This is a genomic window from Nonomuraea sp. B208 (assembly GCF_057536035.1).
This window is the reverse complement of record NZ_BAAJOU010000024.1, coordinates 274,663-289,438: the sequence shown is the minus strand read 5'-3', so window position 1 is coordinate 289,438 and position 14,776 is coordinate 274,663. Positions and strand designations below refer to the sequence as shown.

The following is a 14,776-nucleotide window of genomic DNA, read 5'->3' as shown; positions in this document are numbered from 1 at the left end:
CGTGAGCGATTCGACGAAGCGGCCCCGCCGCCGGGGCGCCGCGCTCGAGGAGGCGATCCTGCGCGCCGCGGCCGACGAGCTGGCCGAGTCCGGCTACGCCGGCTTCACGATGGACCGCGTCGCCGCCCGCGCGGGCACCAACAAGAACGCCCTCTACCGCCGCTGGCCCAACCGCCTCGCCCTCGGCGTGGCCGCCTACCGCCTGCTGACCGCGACCGTCCAGCCCCCCGACACCGGCGACCTGCGCGAGGACGCCCTGGAGATGCTGCGCCGGGCCAACCGGCACTGGAGCTCACCGCTCGGCATGATCCTGCGCGAGCTGATGGCGGCGGCCGGGGGCGCGAGCGAGCTGCTGACCCGCCTGCCCGACCAGTCCACGGACACGACGGCCGCCACCTGGCTGACCATACTCGGGCGCGCGGTCGCCCGCGGCGAGGCCGCCCCGGAGACGCTGCACCCGCGGGTCGCCACCGTGGCCATGGTGCTGCTGCGCAACGAGTTCGTGGTGCGCGGCGTCCCTAGCGCGCCCGACGACGTCCTCGTCGAGATCGTCGACGAGGTGTTCCTGCCGCTGGTCCGCAGGCGCGGCGCGGCGGGCTCATGACGTCTCCAGCACGATGGTGGTGCCCCGGGCGTCGGAGCGCAGGGTGAAGCGCTCGACGTTGTTCCTCGCCAGCCAGAGCCCCCGGCCGCGCGGATGGTCGGGCGGCGGCAGGTGGGGGTCGGCCGCGCCGCCCGGCCCCTGGTCGTCGACCCGGCAGAAGAGCCGGGGGCCCTGCTGCCACAGGCTCAGGCTGCCGTGCCCGCCGCCGTGCCGCACCGCGTTGGTGGTGATCTCGTTGACCGCGACGACGAAGCGGTACAGCGTCAGGCCGCTCAGCCCCCATGTGCGGCAGGCGCGCTCCACCTCGTGCCGGAGCAGGACCAGCGTGTGACGGTCGAACTCGAACGCCAGCAGGGCCTGCCGGCCGGACGGCTGCGCCCCGGAGTTCCCCTGCTCGCTCATCGCGCCTCCCCGGGGAGGAGCGGGCGCGCGGCCAGGATGCAGGTGTCGTCGTCGGGGTTGGCGTGGCGGAGCTGTCTCAGCAGGTCGGCCAGCGGGTGGGGCGCGGGCTCGGCGGTGATCCGGTCGAGGACGGCCAGCACGGCGGCGAGCCCTTCGTCGAGGTTGCGCCGGCGGTGCTCGACGAGGCCGTCGGTGTAGAGCAGCAGCACGTCGCCTTGGCGCAGACGGGTGGAGGTGGTGGCGTAGCGGGCGTCGGGGAAGGCGCCGAGCAGCGGCCCGCCGGGCCGGTCCAGCTCGACGGTCCGGCCCGCGCGGGCCAGCAGCGGCGGGGGGTGCCCGGCGCGGGCCCACACCAGACGGCCGGTGGCCGGCTCGTAGCGGGCCACGACGGCGGTGGCCGTCACGGGCACCCCGCGCGGCGGGCCGGTCGGGTCGCCCGCGAACAGCAGCCGGTTGAGCGCGGCGAGCAGCCGGGCCGGGTCGCGGGTGGTGGTGACGGACAGCGCGGCCAGGGCGTGGCGGAGCCGGGCCATCGCGGCGGCCGCCTCGATGCCGTGCCCGGCCACGTCGCCCACGGCGAGCAGGACGGCGCCGTCGCCCGCGGGCGCGGCGTGGTACCAGTCGCCGCCGACCCTGCTGGCCTGTTCGGCGGGCAGGTAGCGGACCGCGACCCGCAGGCCGGGCAGGTCGATCGGCTCGCTCGGCATCGGCAGCACGATCTGCTGGAGCCGGCCGGCCAGCTCGTGCTCGGCGGCGAGGATGCGCTGGTGCTCGCGGAGCTGCTCCTCGACCTCGGTGAGCCTGAGCCTGCTGGTCTCGCGGGCGGTGACGTCCTGGAGGATCCCGTACACCTTGACCGGGGCGCCCGCCGCGTCGCGTACGGCGTCCACGACCATGCGGACGTGCTTGACGCGGCCCGCCACCCCGATGCGGAAGGTCGCGTCCACGGCCTCGCCGCGACCGAACGCCTCCGCCGCCTCGCGGCGTACGGGCAGGTCCTCGGGCAGGACCAGCGCCTCGCTCTCCTCGCGGGGCAGCGGCCCGGCGGCCGGGTCGCGCTCGTAGATCTGGTAGAGCCCGGCCGACCAGCGGGTCTGCCCGGCGACCAGGTCCCATTCCGCCCAGCCCATGTTGCCGAGGCGCTCGGTCTGGGCGATGCGCTCGGCCAGCCGCGTCTCCTCGTCGTGGCGGACCCAGCTCTGCAGCAGGCCGCCGCCGACCGGCCACACCTTCACGGTGAGCAGCACCTCGGCGGGCACGCGGTCCGCCGAGCTGACGTAGGGGACGGGGCCGACCTCGCGCGGCCGGCCGTCGCGCAGCGTCTCGCGCCAGGCGTCCCAGATGGGGCCGCCGACCACCGAAGGGTAGATCTCGCTCATCCTGCGGCCGAGGATCTCCGCGCCGCCGCGCCCCGACAGGTCCACGACGGACGGGGCGGCGGCGGCGATGACGTAGTCGGCGACCTGGCCGGTCACGTCGTACTCGGGGAGGATCAGGATGTGACGCTCGGGCAGGGCGTCGAGGACCTGCCGCACGGCCTCGATCCACGCCGGCCGCGGCGGGGCGGGCTCGCCGGCCGCCTGACCCGCCGGCCCGGTCGCCGGCGGGGCGGGCAGCGGTGCGGGGGGCAGGGCAGGCGACAGCGTGGGCGGCGGGGCGGGGGGCAGGGTGGCGTGGCGGGCCGGGCTCAGGCGGGACGGCAGGGCCGCCTCCACGGTGGCGGCCAGCCCGGCCTCGCCGCGTGGCGGCAGGCGTTCCAGCGCCGCCAGCACCTCGGCGGCCAGCTCATGGACGGGCCGCCGCCGCTCGGCCGCCAGCCGGACCAGGTAGGCGTGGGCCTCCCCCACCCGGCAGCCGGTCCGCCCGGCCAGCAGGCCGCTCGCCCGCGCCAGCAGCACCTCGGGGTGGGAGCGCGCCCGCGCGAGGCGGGCGTCGAGGTCGGCCAGCCGGCCGCGGTAGCCCTCCAGCGGGTCCATCATTCGAGGCCGAACGCGGTCAGCAGCCCCGTCGTGCGCAGTTGGTCCAGCATGCGGCGGGTGGGGTTCTCCACCCGGAAGTCGGCCTGCGCGGCCAGGGCCACGCGCATGGCGTCGACCAGCACCCCGATCCCCGTGGAGTCCATGAACGTCACTCCCGCCAGGTCGACGCGGACCGCCTGGGGCCGCCGCTCGGACACGGCGTCCGTGATGATCTTGTGGATCTCGGTCGAGTTCGTGAAGTCGATCTCGCCGCGCAGCGTCACGCGCAGCGCGCCGTCGTCGTTGGTGTCGACCGACGCCTCATGCATGGCGTTTACCCCCTCCAATACCGTTCAAGAAGATGAAACCGGCATGAACGCCACGACTTACCGACTCCGCGACTCTGCGTCTCACACGGGTTGCACTAGGCGTATTCTTCCGCAACGATCGCGCGCTGTCAGTGGTACGTCGCACCGCAAAGCCGCCGGGCGCCGTTCAGCGGGGCACCCGCAGGACGAGCATGGCCACGTCGTCGTCGTTGTCGCCCGGCCGCACCCCCGACAGCAGCAGGTCGCAGAGGGAGTCCAGGGACCGCTCGGCCAGCCCGGCGGCGTAGGCGGCCAGCCTGTCGAGCCCTTCGTCGAGGATGCGGCTCGGCGACTCGATCAGCCCGTCGGTGTAGAGCAGCAGCGTGGAGCCGGGCGGCAGCTCGACGGCGGCCTCCGGCCGGGGCGCGCGCAGGCCGGTGCCGAGCAGCAGGCCGTGGCCGTCCTCCAGGTAGCGGGCCCGCCCGCCGTGCTCCACCAGCAGCGGCGGCGGATGGCCCGCGTTGGTCCAGCGCAGCGTCCAGCGGCCGGACGGGCCGGGCTCAAGCCGGGCGAGGACCATGGTGGCCATGACGGGCTGGACCATCCGCGTCACGGCCTGGTCGAGCCGGTCCACGATGGCGTGCGGCGGATCGTCCTGGCCGCCCGCGAAGGCGCGCAGCATGTTGCAGACCTGCGCCATGCCGGCCGCGGCGTCGAGGTCGTGGCCGACGACGTCGCCGATCACCAGGGCGGTCGCGCCGCCGGGCAGGGGGAAGGCGTCGTACCAGTCGCCGCCGACCTGGGAGGCGCGCGGCGCGGGCCGGTAGCAGGCGGTCATCCGCAGGCCGGGCACCGACGGGAGCTGCGGCAGCAGGTGGCGCTGCATGGTCTCGGCGACCCGGCGCTGCCGCTCGTACAGGCGGGCGTTGTCCAGCGCGAGGCCGGCCCGGCGCGCGATGTCCTCCACCAGCAGCAGCTCGCTGCGGGTGAACGCGTCAGGGCGGGAGGCGCGGCCGAGGGTCAGCGCCCCGACCGTCTCCCGGACGCCGCGGATCGGCGCGATGCTCGCCGAGTGCATGCCGGTCGCCTGGAACAGCTCCTGCTGGACGACCGCGAGGGCCGAGTCGGGCTGTCCCCGGTAGGTCTCGGGCCCGGCCAGGGCCGCGGTGACCCCGCGCAGCGCCCGTGACAGCGGCATCGAGGACGCCTCCGGCACGGGCGGCATGGCTCTCTCCAGGTCCTCGTGGTGGACGAGCCCGCCGTTCTCGTGGTGCACGACGACCTGCCGCGCCACGCCGCCCTCCTCGGTGAGCAGGTCCACGACCGCCCAGTCGGCGAGCAGCGGCACCACCAGCCGGACGAGCTGGCGCAGGATCTCCTGGACGTCGAGGGTGGAGGTGAGCGTCGCCGTCGTCTCCGCGAGCAGGGCCAGCCGGTCCAGCTCCGACAGCGGCCCCTCGGCGTCGGCCGCCCACGGGCCGGGGGACGCGGTCGGGTCGACCTGGTGGAAGATCACCAGCGCGCCCCGCTCCCCCGGGGCGAGCTCGCAGGGGGCGACGGTCCAGGCCATCGGCAGCAGGGAGCCGTCGCCGCGCTCGAACCACGCGAGCTCGCTCTGCAGGGTGCGCCCGGACAGGAACGCCTGCTTCACCATGCAGCGGATGCCGGGGATCGACTCGCCGCGGCTGTCGCGGTGCAGCAGCTCGTGGGCGTTGCGGCCGAGCAGGTCGGCGGTCCGGCGGCCGACCAGCCGCTCGGCCTCGGCGTTGACCGCGACGATGAGGCCCCGGTCGTCCACGACGTACAGGCCGGCGTCGATGAGCTCGGGCAGCCGCCAGGCCCGCGCGGCCGAGCCCAGCCCGCCCGGAGCCGGCCCGGCCGAGACCCGCCCGCCCGGAACCGGCCCGTTCCCGACCCGCCCGCTCCTGCCGCCGGCACCTTCCATGGTCCGGATCTCCTTCGACTCACCTCCCGCTCCCTCTACCCGCCGGATCTGACCCCATTACCCTCGGCTCCGCCCTTGTGACGCGCAGTCGCCGTGGCGCTACTCCTTCCGCGGGGCGTCGTACACGCCGACGGCCCAGCCGCCCGGCTGCTCGCCCACCTCGGCCGACAGACGTTCGAGCACCTCGGGACGGGACAGCGCCCCGGCCTGATCGTCCTCGTCGCAGCCCCTCGGCTCGCAGCCGACGGTCGACTTCATCACCTTGCTGATCGGGGCGTCCGAGGGGAAGACCCAGACCTCCAGGGTCTGGGGCCGCTTCAGCCAGTCGGCCGGCGCCGACAGCTCGTCGTGGTGCGGGCCGCCGCCCTTCCCGCACCGGCCGCTCGTGCCGCTCGGCTCGCCGCTCCTGGTGTCGATGATCGTGACGACCCAGGCCCGCGGATCGGCGCAGACCACCGTGAAGCCGGTGGAACGGCTGACCGGGGTGAAGGTGACGGTCCGGTGGACGCCGACCGTGGAGAATTGCTCGGCGTGGATGCGCGGCATCGCGAACTCCTTGGCGCCCAGCTTCACCTGGTACGTCGCGGGCAGTTCCGGGGCGCGGACCACTTCGGCCATGTCCGCGGGCGGGCCCGCGGACATCGAGGCCGGCGGCGCTTCCTGCCGGATGACCGGCAGGGTGAACACCAGCGTGACGGCGGCGGCGAGCGCGCCGCCCGCGCCCAGCGCCCGCCGGACCCGGCGACCCCGGTGGATGCGGCGGCCACGCCGGACGATCGCGTCGAGGCTCACGGACGGCTCACCGCCGGCCGGGTGGTGGCCGCGCTCGTCGAGCAGCGCGCGCAGGTCGCTTTCCGTGTGTCTCATCGCGAGGTCCTCTCCAGCGTCATGGTCCGGATGTCGGGATCGACGCGCAGCCGGGTGAGCGCCCGGCCGAGCTGGCTCTTCACCGCTCCCAGCGAGCAGCCGACGATGTCGGCGACCTGGGCGAGCGTCCGGCCCTCGAAGTAGTGCAGGACGATCACCGCGCGCTGGCGCGGCGACAGCGTGCCGATCGCGTTCCACAGCGCGGCCTGGTCCTCCAGCCGGGCGGCCGGGTCGTGCGGATCGGCCGTGTCGGGCAGCGTGGCGGCCGGGATCTCACCCCGCCAGCGCCGTCTCCACCAGGAGGAGTGGGTGTTCACGATGATCCGGTAGACGTACGGATCGGGGTTGCCCTCGATCCGCCGCCAGGCCAGCCACGCCTTGGCCAGCGCCGTCTGCACCAGGTCCTCGGCCGTGCCCCAGTCCCGGGCGAGGAGGTATGCCATCCGGCACAGGCGCAGGTGACGCTGCGCCACGTACTCGGCGAACCCGTCGTCCATCAATCAGCTCCGTCTTGTCGGTTCCGGCGATGACTACCGGCCGGGAAGGCGGTTCGGTTGACAGCGACTCGCAGATGTACATGCCTTTTGGTGCCTTCTGGGCTATGGTCACCGGTATGACGGGACCGTGGCGGACTGCACCCGGGTCCATCGCACGTCTCGGCGTGATGGGCCTGGTTCTGCTGTCCATGGTGCTCATGGTCTGCACGAACGCCGGCTCGCGCGCGGGCGCCGCGCACGCGTCGGCGTCGGTCTCCCACTCCGGCTGGACCCCCGACGGACTGGACGCCCGCCTGTCGAGCCTCCCGCCCGTGCAGCACGTCACCGCCCGCGAGCTCCACATGCTCTCGCTCTGGCCGCGCGGCGACCGCGCGCCGGACGCGCACCTGGCGCTGCTGCCGAGGACGGGCGCCGAGCCGGCCGCCTTCCGCGACCCCCAGCAGCTCGGTCACTGCGCCGCGGGCTCACGCAGCCCGCCGTCGATCTGACCGGTTCCCGCCCTACGTTCCACGTTCCTTCCGGGCCGCCCGCCGTCGCGGGTCGTGGCCCTTCCCCGTGGTTTCCCTTCCGAGAAGGAGCCGATCTTCGTCATGGCCGGCGTTGGATCCCTTCACGACCTCATGCGGCACTACGACCAGCACCTGGAGGGGCTGGAGAGCCTGCGTACCCTGCTGCACGACCAGCTCGCCGCCGCCCGGCGCCTCCGGGACTCCCGGTCGGCGCGCCTGGCGGCCGCCATCGAGGCGGCGCTGGAGCGCATGGACCGCGGATGCTACGGCACCTGCCTGCGGTGCGGCGCGCTGATCCCGTTCGAGCAGCTCATGCGGCGGCCCCAGCGCCGCCACTGCGACGGCTGCGCCGAGACCCCGACCCGGGCCGCCTGACGGCCCGCCGGTGACCGGCGGCCGGGCTCGGGAGCGCCGCGCTCGTCCGGCGTGGCGGTCGCGAGTTCAGCCGCCGGAAAGATCGTGATAAGTTCGGCGTCGCCGTGCATGGCCCGCGACCTGAGGAGGTGAGACCGATCAACGCTGTGACAGATCGGGGCTCCCTCCCTCGCATGGCCTAGGGAGCGCCCGCAGCAGTCATCCCGGAAGGCATGAACCGCTTTGCGCTTCACTTCTCCGACGTCGTCGGACGGCGTCACCGAACGATCGTTCACCCTCGGCGAGATCCCCGGCGTGCTCTGGACGCCGCAGGACGCCACCGGCCCCCGCCCCCTGATCCTGATGGGGCACGGCGGCGGGCAGCACAAGAAGGCTCCGGGCGTCGTGGCCCGCGCGCGGCGCTTCGCCGGCGGGGGCGGCTTCGCGGTGGCCGCGATCGACGCGCCCCATCACGGCGAGCGGCCGAAGAGCGAGGAGTTCGCCCGGATCACGGCCGGGCTGCGGGCCGGCATGGCCGCGGGTGAGGACGTCGGCGAACAGCTCGCCGCCATGCACACGTTCCTCGCCGGGCAGGCCGTGCCCGAATGGCGGGCGGTCCTCACCGCCCTGCGGGAGCTCGACGCCGTCGGCGACGGGCCGGCGGGCTACTGGGGGATGTCGATGGGCTGCGCGCTCGGCGTCCCCCTCGTCGCCGCCGAGCCGCGGATCGGCGCCGCGGTGCTGGGCCTGCTCGGGGTGAACGGGCTGGCCGCGAGCGCCGCGGAGGTCGCCGTCCCGGTGCTGTTCCTGCTCCAGTGGGACGACGACATGGTGCCAAGGGAGCAGGGCCTGGCGCTGTTCGACGCCCTGGCCTCGCCCGGCAGGACGCTGCACGCGAACCCCGGCGGGCACGGGGAGATCCCCGAGCCGGAGACCGGCAGCGCGCTGCGGTTCTTCGCCCGGCACCTCACGTAGGCTCCCCGCCTCCTCACGCTGAGCGTCAGGAGGCGCGTCAGGAGGCGGAGGAAGCCGCCACCTGCGCCGGTCGCCGCAGCTGCGCGGTGGTGGCGGGCGTCGCGGGCGTCTCGGCCGCCGCCGGGGGCTGCTGCGGCTCGGCGCGGTGCCCCTGGCAGTAGCCGTTGCTGACGATCAGCCGGCCGCGCGCGGCGGTGTAGGCGCTGTTGTCGGGAGCGATGAGCACGCCCTGGCAGGTGGGGCAGACGAGAGGCTGGTCGGCGGTCATGGTGGCCCTTTCGGTGAGGGAATCGTCGTACGGGCACGCGATCAGAGGGCTCTGCCCAGGACACGCCGGGTCACACCCGGCGATTCCGCATCCGTCGCCGTCCCAGCGCGATCGGGGGGCCGCGCCACCTCGCAGTATGCCTCGCGCGCCTGCTCGGCGCGGCGCGCGGGGCGCGGGGCGGCTAAGGATCGTCATCCCGCGAGTACGATTCCTTACCTTCCACGAGGGACAACTTCTCCCGTGGAACGGGGGGTCGCCGTCGCCAAGGTGATATTCATCTCAACTTCGACAAGCCGTATCAATTACTGAGATCCGCCGTAGAACCGGACGGCTCGGCCGCGGCCATGCGGGGCAGGACGGTCGCGGCGATGAGCACGGCGGCGAGCAGCAGCCCGGCCGCCAGGGTCAGCCCGAGCGCGTACCCCTCGGCGAGCGCCGCCGGGCCGGCCGACCCACCGGCGCGGCCGTACGCGACGGTCCCGAGGCCGGCCAGCCCGAGCGCGGCCCCGAGCTGGCGCGAGCTGTTCAGCAGGCCCGACGCGGTGCCGCTCTCATGGGCCGCGACGCCGGCCGTGGCGGTGGAGACGACCGGCCCGAGACAGAGCCCGAACCCGGCCCCCGCGACCACCGAGGGCCCGAGGACGTCGGTGAGGAAGGCGCCGTCCGGGCTGATCAGCCCGAACCAGGCGAATCCGGCCCCGGTGAGCAGCCCGCCGAGCACCATGAGGGTCCCCGGCGCGAGCCGGTAGCCGAGCCGCACGCCGAGGGCGGCCCCCGCGACCACGGCGAGCGCGAACGGCAGGAACTGCAGCCCGGTCAGGGCCGGCCCGCTGCCGAGCACCCGCTGCAGGTAGAGGGAGACGAAGTAGAAGGCGGCGGCCATGGCCGCGCCGAGCAGCAGGTTGTAGGCGTTCGCCGCGGCGACCGAGCGGTTGGCGAACAGGCCGAGCCGGATCAGCGGCTCGCGGGCGGTGGTCCGCTCGACGTACGCGAACGCGGCCAGCAGCGCCACGGCGGCGGCCAGCGTCACCGCCGTGACCGGCGAGGCCCATCCGAATTCCGCCGTGCGTACGATGCCGAACACCAGCAGCGTCATGCCCGCCGTGACCAGGACCGCGCCGAGGACGTCCGGCCGCCCGCCGCGCACCAGGGCGAGACCGGCCGCGACCCGCCAGACCAGGGCGAGCGCGACGGCCGCCATGGGCACGTTCACGAACATCACCGAGCGCCAGCCGGCGTACTCGGTGAGCACGCCGCCGATCAGCACGCCGAGCGCGCCGCCCGCGGCGTTCGTGGCGCTCCACACCCCGAAGGCCCGCACCCGCGCCCGTCCGGCGGGGAACGCCGCCGTCAGCAGCGCCAGGGCGGCCGGGGCCAGCGCGGCGGCCCCGACGCCCTGCGCGGCGCGGGCGGCCACCAGGTGGCCGGGCTCCTGGGCGAGGCCGCCGAGCAGCGAGGCGAGGCCGAACAGGACGAGCCCCGAGAGCAGGACCCTCTTCCTGCCGTACCGGTCGGCGGCCTTGCCGCCGAGGAGCAGCAGGCCGCCGAAGGTGAGCGCGTAGGCGTGGATCACCCAGGTCAGGCCCACGCCGCTGAAGCCGAGACCGGCCGCGATGCTCGGCAGGCCGACGTTCACGACGGACAGGTCCAGGGACACCATGAACTGCACGACGGCCACCGCGGCCAGGGTGATGCCCGGCCCGGCGCTTCTCATGGACTTTTGGAACATGTTCCGAAAGTAGCATCACGAGTGCCCGGCCGTCGACAGCTAATGGGGCCGCCAGAATGGGACGGTGTCCGGAACCGAATCGTCACGCGGCCGCACCGGCCGGCCGCCGCTCACCTCCCGCGAGCAGATCCTGGCCGCGGCCCGCCGCATCATCGACAGGGACGGCTGGGAGAAGCTGACCGTCCGCCGGCTGGCCGCCGAGCTGGGCATCGGCGCGACGACGGTCTACCACCACGTACGCGACCGCGAGGACCTGCTGATCCAGCTCCTCAACCAGCACGCCGACCAGACCCTGAGCCCCGACCTGCCCGCCGAGCCGCGCGAGCGGATCGTGGCGGCGGCCGTCGCGATCCACGACTCCCTCGCCGCCTGGCCGTGGGCGGCCGAGGTCCTCACCACCGACGGCTTCCTCGGCCGCCTCGGCGAGTCGGCGCTGCGGATGGTGGAGGCCGTCGTGGCCGCCGCCGTCGACCACGGGTGCACGCCGGAGCAGGCCGTGCACGTCTTCCGCAGCATCTGGTACTACACGGTGGGCGAGATCCTGGTCCGCGCCCACTCGGAGGGGCGGCGGCCGGACGGCGACGGGCGGCCCGCCTTCTTCGCCGGCGTCGACCTGTCACACCTGCCGCGCCTCGCCGCCCTGGGCGACCAGTGGCCCGCCCTCGCCGCGCGCGACACCTACCGGGAGGCGCTGCGGGCCTTCGTCGACGGGCTCCTCGCCCAGGCGGCCGCGGCGGCCCGCTGACCTTTCTCGTCGCCTAATGGCGACAAATCCCATTAAAGGGCGATTTCTCCCTCAATACGACGAAGAGCGACGCGAGCGAGCGCCAGATTGGCACGTTCCCGGTCGACGACCAGATACAGGAGAAGCTGCGCACCGGGCACCGCGAGCAGCCGGATGACGTGATACTGACCCTTCAGCGTGATCAGGATGTCCTCGATTTCGTCGTCTCGGCCGAGCCGCTGCCGGGGCGGCTACGTCGTGGTGTACGCGGTGGGCCGCATGGGCCTGCCGGCCGTGCCGGCGGACGAGGGGCTGGACGTGGCGCGGCGGCACGCCGAGTCGCGCCCCACGGTCGAGCGGCTGAACAAGCTGCTGAGCGGCATCATAGATACAAGCATGGATGCATGCCCGGTACGCTGGGCGTATGCCTGATGCCGCCGCCAAGCGTCCCTCCGCCGCCGAGACCGCGTACACGCTGACCAAGGAGCTGATCCTCTCCGGCGAGCTGCCCGGCGGCAGCCTCATCAGCGAGGGCGAGATCGCCGGCCGGGTCCAGGTGAGCAGGACCCCGGTGCGCGAGGCGTTCCTGCGGCTGGAGTCGGAGGAGCTGCTGGCGCTGCACCCCAAGCGCGGCGCGGTGGTCGTGCCGGTGCCGCCCGGCGAGGCGGCGGACGTGCTGGAGCTGCGGCTGGCGCTGGAGCGCTCGGCCGCCGAGCGCGTCGCCCGCACCGGCCTGGCCGGCGAGCACCTCGACCGGATGCGCGAGCTGCTGCGGCGGCAGCGCGCCCTCGCCGCGGCGGCGGACGTCGGCGGGTTCGCCGCCGCCGACGAGGCGTTCCACCGGTGCGTCGTGGAGGCGTCGGGGAACCGGCTGGCCGGCCGGTTCTACGCCACCCTGGGCGATCGGCAGCGCCGGATGAGCGTGTCCGCGCTGACGCCCCGGCCGGAGCGGCTGTCGCTGCTGGCCGACGAGCACGAGACCCTGCTCGGCCACCTGGTGGACGGCGACGCCGCCGCCTTCGCCGCAGCGCTGCTCGCCCACCTCACCGCCACGCACGGCTCCCCTATCAGCTGACCGTGAAATCCCCTTCTCGCATGCTCCACAATCGTCCGCCCTGGCGGGTCGTCGCCCTGGCGATGTTCGCCTGCGGCTGGGGCGGCAACCAGTTCACGCCGCTCCTGCTCATGTACCGCCGGCTGGGCGGCTACTCGGCGCTCAGTGTCGACGCCTTCCTCGGCGCGTACGTCCTGGGCCTCGTCCCCGGCCTGCTGCTCGCCGGGCCGGTGTCGGACCGGCGCGGGCGCCGTCCGGTCCTGGTGGCGGGCACCGCCGCCTCCGCCGTCGCGAGCCTGGTGCTCTGCTTCGGCGGCGGGAGCGCCTCGCCCATCTACGCGGGCCGGCTGCTCACCGGCGTCGCCGTCGGCATCGCCATGGCCGTGGGCACGAGCTGGGTCAAGGAGCTGTCCAGCGGCGCCGACCGGGCGCTGCCGGCCCGCCGCGCCTCGCTCTGCCAGACGGCCGGGTTCGCGCTCGGCGCCGGGGTGGCGGGCGCGCTGGCGCAGTGGGGGCCGTGGCCGATGGTGACCCCGTACGCGGTCCACGTCCTGCTCACCGCCGCGGTGCCGGTGCTGCTCCTGCGGGTGCCGGAGACCCGGCCGCGGGCCGCGGCCTCCCCGCGAGGTGGCCTGCTGCGGGCGCTGCTGACGGACCTGCGCGTCCCCGCCCCCGCCAGGAGGCGGTTCCGGCTGGTGGTGCTGCCGATGGCGCCGTGGGTGTTCGGCTCGGCGGGGCTCGCCTACGCCGTCATGCCGCAGCTCGTCGGCTTCCGCGTGGGCGACTGGGGGCTCGCGTACGCGACCGGGCTCACCGTGCTGACCCTCGGCATGGGCCTGGCCGTGCAGCCCGTGGCCAAGAGGCTGCACGCCAGGGCCCGCGCCGGACGCGCGCCGGTGGCCGCGATGACGGCGATGCTGGCCGGCACCGCGCTTTGCGCGGCGAACGCGGTGCTGCTGTCCGCCTGGCTCGCCGCCGCGGCGGCGGCCGTCCTGGGCGCCGCCTACGGCATCGCGGTGGTCTCCGGCCTGCTGGAGATTCAGCGCATGGCAGGGCCGGACGACCTCGCCGGGCTGACCGGCGTCTATTACACGCTCGCCTACGCCGGATTCCTGCTGCCCACCTTGCTCGCCTCCCTGTCGGGGTGGCTGTCGTACCCGGTCATGCTGACCGCGGTGGCCGGGGCGGCGCTGCTCTGCCTCGCCCTGGTCGCGACCGGCGCCCGGACCACCACCGCCTGAGCGCCGGCCTCACCACACCTGCAGCGACGCGCCGAACTCCTTGTCCACGTCCCAGACGCGAGGGAAGGTGAGCACCCGCCCGCCGTCGAGGCCGCCGCAGTACACCTGCTTGCCCCAGGCCGACACGATGCCCTGGGCCGCCACCTGCCACCAGGCCGCGCCCGGGTAGGAGAAGATCGGGCCGCCGCTGTCGCCGGCGGCCACGGCGCAGCCGCCGGCGACGTGCTTGGCGCGCACCATGTGCTTCACCTTCTGCCCGTTCGTGTACGTGCCGCTCCAGCCGACCTCGGTCACCCTGATCAGGCAGACCTGGCCGAGGCTGGCCCCGGAGTTGCAGACGAAGTTGCCGACGTGCGCCTTCCACAAGGCCACGACCTGGGCGTTCGAGGCCGAGGAAGGGCTGCCGTTGAAGGCGTTGGCGGTGGCGTCGGCGAGCACGATCGCGGCGTCGCGCTTGGTGACGTACCAGGAGTACTCGCCCATGCGGTTCGCCGGGTCGCCGGTGCCGCCGCCGTCGTAGAAGGTGTCCCAGAGCTTGCCGCAGTGGGCGGCCGTGAGGAAGCCGGGAGTGCCGTTCTTGTCGTAGACGGCGAAGCCGGAGGTGCAGCCCGCGCCGGTGGCGGCGTTCGTGGTGCGGCCGCCCGCGTAGTAGCTGGGGACGTCGTCGCGCCGGTCCCACGCCGGGCTCATCTCCTCGCCGCCCTCCACGGTGATCGGCGCGCTCGCCCCCGCGGGCCGCAGCAGCGTGCCGGGGGTGACGTCCTCGGCGGCGGCCGAGAGGCGTACGCCGCTGCCGTCGGGCGCCGGGGCGGCCCCCGTGACCTGGCCGGACTCGGTCCACTCGGCGGCCTCCGCCAGCAGCCGCGCCTGGCTGTAGGGGGCCGGGAGCACCCGTACGGGCGCGCGCAGCCGTCCCTCCTCCAGCGCGCTCTGGACGGCCGGCGGCACCTCGCCGTGCCAGTACACGCGGACCTCGTGGTTCTCCGGGGCGACGATCATCCCGGCGTACCCTTCGGCGTGCTCGGCGGAGTCGAGGACGCGGTCGGCCGCCGCGTTCAAGCGCGCCTGCTCGGCGAACAGGTCCGCCCAGCCGGCGAACCCGCCGGGCACGGGCTCGCGCGGCCCCGTCGCGTCGCCGAGCGGCGGCTTGCCGTCGGGGACGCGGGCGCGTACCGGGTCGTCGCCGGTCCCGGTGGCCGAGGCGGTTCCGGCGGCTGAGGCCGTTCCGGCGGCTGAGGCGGTCCCGGCGCCCAGGACGGGCAGCAGGACGCAGGCAGCCACAGCCACCAGACGTAAACGGATTTTTCTGGACATGATCCCCCCATGAGTTCGATGAAGGGC

The 14,776-nt window shown here is 74.7% G+C and carries 17 protein-coding genes; 8 read left to right on the top strand and 9 right to left on the bottom strand.

The genetic code is table 11. From position 1 onward, the window contains the following. The first annotated feature begins 1 nt into the window (after position 1). Positions 2-604 (top strand): TetR/AcrR family transcriptional regulator, encoded by a 603-nt coding sequence (locus AC27IY_RS27540; RefSeq protein WP_423448434.1) that lies wholly within the window; start codon positions 2-4, stop codon positions 602-604. Here AC27IY_RS27540 and AC27IY_RS27535 read toward each other — a convergent pair. The 6 genes from AC27IY_RS27535 to AC27IY_RS27510 all read right to left on the bottom strand — a co-directional run bounded on the left by AC27IY_RS27535 (position 599) and on the right by AC27IY_RS27510 (position 6,581). Next, complete coding sequence (locus AC27IY_RS27535; RefSeq protein WP_423448436.1) at positions 599-1,006, bottom strand: ATP-binding protein; 408 nt, start codon at positions 1,004-1,006, stop codon at positions 599-601. The two genes, AC27IY_RS27540 and AC27IY_RS27535, sit on opposite strands and share 6 nt — an antisense overlap. After that, entirely contained in the window at positions 1,003-2,985 is a 1,983-nt protein-coding gene (locus AC27IY_RS27530; protein WP_487179688.1) for a SpoIIE family protein phosphatase, read from the bottom strand. The genes AC27IY_RS27535 and AC27IY_RS27530 overlap by 4 nt, the downstream gene beginning before the upstream one ends. Then, the gene (locus AC27IY_RS27525) at positions 2,982-3,293 is read right to left on the bottom strand and encodes an STAS domain-containing protein (RefSeq protein WP_344219011.1); all 312 of its coding nucleotides are present in this window, start codon (positions 3,291-3,293) and stop codon (positions 2,982-2,984) included. The genes AC27IY_RS27530 and AC27IY_RS27525 overlap by 4 nt, the downstream gene beginning before the upstream one ends. 166 nt (positions 3,294-3,459) lie before the next feature. Next, positions 3,460-5,217: a SpoIIE family protein phosphatase gene (locus AC27IY_RS27520; RefSeq protein ID WP_423448440.1), complete on the bottom strand. Its 1,758-nt coding sequence runs from the start codon at positions 5,215-5,217 to the stop codon at positions 3,460-3,462. 99 nt (positions 5,218-5,316) lie between these two features. Beyond that, positions 5,317-6,084: a hypothetical protein gene (locus AC27IY_RS27515; protein ID WP_487179687.1), complete on the bottom strand. Its 768-nt coding sequence runs from the start codon at positions 6,082-6,084 to the stop codon at positions 5,317-5,319. Further along, entirely contained in the window at positions 6,081-6,581 is a 501-nt protein-coding gene (locus tag AC27IY_RS27510) for a SigE family RNA polymerase sigma factor (RefSeq protein WP_344219017.1), read from the bottom strand. The genes AC27IY_RS27515 and AC27IY_RS27510 overlap by 4 nt, the downstream gene beginning before the upstream one ends. 116 nt (positions 6,582-6,697) lie before the next feature. Between AC27IY_RS27510 and AC27IY_RS27505 the strand changes: the two genes are divergently transcribed. From AC27IY_RS27505 to AC27IY_RS27495, 3 genes are all read left to right on the top strand, one after another. Next, entirely contained in the window at positions 6,698-7,069 is a 372-nt protein-coding gene (locus AC27IY_RS27505) for a hypothetical protein (protein WP_364452149.1), read from the top strand. A gap of 102 nt (positions 7,070-7,171) precedes the next feature. Beyond that, entirely contained in the window at positions 7,172-7,465 is a 294-nt protein-coding gene (locus tag AC27IY_RS27500; RefSeq protein ID WP_364452152.1) for a TraR/DksA C4-type zinc finger protein, read from the top strand. A gap of 222 nt (positions 7,466-7,687) precedes the next feature. Then, a complete protein-coding gene (locus AC27IY_RS27495) occupies positions 7,688-8,419 on the top strand; it encodes a dienelactone hydrolase family protein (protein ID WP_423448445.1) in 732 nt (243 codons plus the stop codon). A gap of 37 nt (positions 8,420-8,456) precedes the next feature. Here the strand turns inward: AC27IY_RS27495 and AC27IY_RS27490 are convergent, their stop codons facing one another. After that, positions 8,457-8,687, bottom strand: a complete 231-nt coding sequence (locus AC27IY_RS27490; RefSeq protein ID WP_344219025.1) for a hypothetical protein — start codon at positions 8,685-8,687, stop codon at positions 8,457-8,459. Positions 8,688-8,985: 298 nt separating this feature from the next. Further along, the gene (locus AC27IY_RS27485) at positions 8,986-10,416 is read right to left on the bottom strand and encodes an MFS transporter (RefSeq protein ID WP_487179686.1); all 1,431 of its coding nucleotides are present in this window, start codon (positions 10,414-10,416) and stop codon (positions 8,986-8,988) included. A 64-nt stretch (positions 10,417-10,480) separates the two neighbouring features. Between AC27IY_RS27485 and AC27IY_RS27480 the strand changes: the two genes are divergently transcribed. The 4 genes from AC27IY_RS27480 (at position 10,481) to AC27IY_RS27465 (ending at position 13,435) form a co-directional block, all read left to right on the top strand. After that, on the top strand, positions 10,481-11,161 hold the full coding sequence (locus tag AC27IY_RS27480) for a TetR/AcrR family transcriptional regulator (protein ID WP_487179684.1): 681 nt from the start codon (positions 10,481-10,483) through the stop codon (positions 11,159-11,161). Between the two features lie 186 nt (positions 11,162-11,347). Then, a complete protein-coding gene (locus AC27IY_RS27475; protein WP_487179683.1) occupies positions 11,348-11,572 on the top strand; it encodes a hypothetical protein in 225 nt (74 codons plus the stop codon). Further along, positions 11,565-12,215 carry a GntR family transcriptional regulator gene (locus AC27IY_RS27470; RefSeq protein ID WP_423448453.1) on the top strand — a complete coding sequence of 217 codons (651 nt, stop codon included), beginning with the start codon at positions 11,565-11,567 and terminating at the stop codon, positions 12,213-12,215. The genes AC27IY_RS27475 and AC27IY_RS27470 overlap by 8 nt, the downstream gene beginning before the upstream one ends. 20 nt (positions 12,216-12,235) lie before the next feature. Beyond that, entirely contained in the window at positions 12,236-13,435 is a 1,200-nt protein-coding gene (locus tag AC27IY_RS27465; RefSeq protein WP_487179681.1) for an MFS transporter, read from the top strand. A gap of 9 nt (positions 13,436-13,444) precedes the next feature. Here AC27IY_RS27465 and AC27IY_RS27460 read toward each other — a convergent pair whose 3' ends face one another. Beyond that, positions 13,445-14,722, bottom strand: coding sequence for a chymotrypsin family serine protease (locus AC27IY_RS27460; RefSeq protein ID WP_487179680.1), 1,278 nt, complete (start codon positions 14,720-14,722; stop codon positions 13,445-13,447). Positions 14,723-14,776: the final 54 nt, after the last annotated feature.